Below are 2,673 nucleotides of genomic sequence, written 5' to 3' on the forward strand. Positions count from 1 at the left end.
TATAGGAATAGGTAAGACTTTGAAGTTATCTCCATCTTTTCCCCTCCTTCACACCGTACGTGAGAGTTTCCCCTCATACGGCGTTCCAACAATTTGAATTTAGTAATTATAATTAAATAACTGAATTTCCTACTAACTTTCTTAAAAAATTAACTTTTTCTAAACCTTTTTTATCTAAATGTAATTCATTTAGATACTTAGCTATTGTACCTAAATTTGAACTATGTACTAGTATATGAGCCTGTGTTGTTAACCACACAAGATTTTTATATTCATCTGTGCCACCTAAATACTTAGGTAGTTTATGATGACACTCCATATTTCCGATTTCTAAAAGTCTGCCTGTTATATAGCATTTACCTCTTTGTCCTGCCACCAGTGAAATTCTGTTATCATTGAATTCTACTGATTTGCTTTCATGTAAATTATTTAATAAGTACTCTATTATAATTCCATATCCACATAAATTTGTGTGGATTAATTCTCTTCCTTCTTGAGTGTAATTGCATATATTTTGGCTAAAGCACATCGGTGCTTTTGTTCTGCATCCATAAACAGGAAATATTGTAGTATTACATATTGTTCTTATCTTACCTTGGTATTTTCCATATAATTTTTTATATGTTCTAGATAATTTAGGTTTATTATTAATTATACTCTTTAGTCTAGTTCTTAAGGCTTTTCTTACTAAGAAATCTATTTCTGCAAAATCCTTACTTACATGAGTAGCATATCTATAATAGTTATGACTACCAAGTATTATTGAATTTAATTTTGATACTTCCTTATCATTACGATTTTTCCGTATTATTTTTATTTGTTCTTTAATGTTTGTAATAGTATTTTGTTTTGCTCTATCAGTCATTCTACTTTTACAAACATATCTATGCTTTTTTAATCTAACCTTTAATTTGAATCCTAAAAACTCTGTGTAATTTTTTCTTAAGTTTGTTATTTTAGATTTATCAGTACTTATATCTAAATCTAGTCTTTCTTTTAACCATAGCCTTACCGAATTATATACTTTCTTAGCTGTTTTGTAATCTCTACAAAATATTTTAAAATCATCCGCATACCTAACTAACCACATCTCTTTTAATTCAGATGTTCTTTGAAATTTATATCGGTGAAGCCCTTTATACTTATATCTGGTTTCAAAAGTTTCCCATTGTGAGCTAACCCACCAGTCTAACTCATTCAAAACTACATTAGCTAATAATGGACTAATTATTCCGCCTTGTGGTGTTCCTTTTGTAGGAATACCTATACCTTTAATTTCCGACTTTAGTATTTTGCCTATTATGCTCATAAGGTTCTTGTCTCTTATTCCTAGTGTCCATAGTTGTTTCTTAAGTTTACTATGATTCACATTGTCAAAGAATCCTTTTATATCTACATCCACTACATAATGCAACTTTGATTTATTCATCAAACTCATACTTCTAGCTATTGCATGTGATGTACTTCTGTTTGGTCTAAATCCATAGCTATGCTTGTGAAATTTTGCTTCGCATATAGGTTCTATTACTTGTTTAATACATTGTTGTATTATCCTGTCTTCTATACATGGTATGCCTAACGGCCTTAACTTGCCGTTAGGCTTCGGAATTTCTACTCTCTTAACACTCTTAGGTGAATAATTTAGAAATTTATTTTGTATCCTTCTTACAAAATCATCCTTATTCATATCTTTGAAATATTTAATATTTTTATTATCGGTACCTACGGTTGTAGAACCTTTGTTATTTTTAATATTTCTATATGCTAATAAGATATTTTGCTCGCTTGATATATAACTCATAAGGTCAACAAACTTATAATTATTACTTGCCTTTAAATATATTTCATCAAAGGTATTTTGCATATTATAATATTCATTATTTCTTAGTAATTGTCTTTTCTCTAAGGTTAAGCTTTCCTCCAAGTCTATTACTTCCTCCCTTGTATAAATACAATATTGGTTTCATATCTCTTAGTCTTACTCGAACCTTGGATTATTCAGTATTTAATTATCAATGTTCAAATTGTCTAGTGGCTATTGCTAAAGTATCATTACAATATTTATTATCGCTTCATGCCACCACTCTCACTTGGATTAAGATAAGTTATACTTACTAGCTTTCCTTATCAATACTTCACTGGTGGTAAAACCTCCATATTCCAAGCTTTCCTTGTTCCGATATCGCTATCCATATTATATATACCCTTAGGTCGTTGGTATGAGCCTGTAAGCTTGATAGTGCCTGTAACACTATATGGAGTTTCATAACTTCGAATTTTACTAATCCACACTTACTGCACAATTTGTGCCCTATTCATTTCTGAATATTAGACCTTTAGACCCGTACATTCCCAACTTCGTCAGTTTGATTTCTTTTAAACATCCTAACCATAGGTATTTTCTGGACTCTAGACCTATCACTACTCGAGTACCTCTACTTCGCATTTCCTCAGCATAATTAAATCTGTTAGGGTAGCTCTCAGTCATTTTAACGAGCTTCTAACCTCTCGGCATTTACCTGCCTTGACGCTAGTCGTACCTTTGAGAAGGCATTTCAAGGCGTTACCCTATCATTCTACCTTTCGTAATATCAGTTCTAGTAATTAAAATTAATTACTAGGGTAGTTTTGTAGTAAACCCACGCTTACTTTTGTCTACCAACAAGTCACACC

At 31.1% G+C, this 2,673-nt stretch carries 1 protein-coding gene; it reads right to left on the reverse strand.

Annotated features, from left to right (window positions below):
• Nucleotides 1-112 precede the first annotated feature (112 nt).
• Nucleotides 113-1,924 (reverse strand): group II intron reverse transcriptase/maturase, encoded by a 1,812-nt coding sequence (ltrA, locus tag ACI48P_RS22030; RefSeq protein ID WP_475219651.1) that lies wholly within the window; start codon nt 1,922-1,924, stop codon nt 113-115.
• Nucleotides 1,925-2,673: the final 749 nt, after the last annotated feature.

It is taken from the genome of Romboutsia sp. LXY-2 (genome assembly GCF_056171995.1).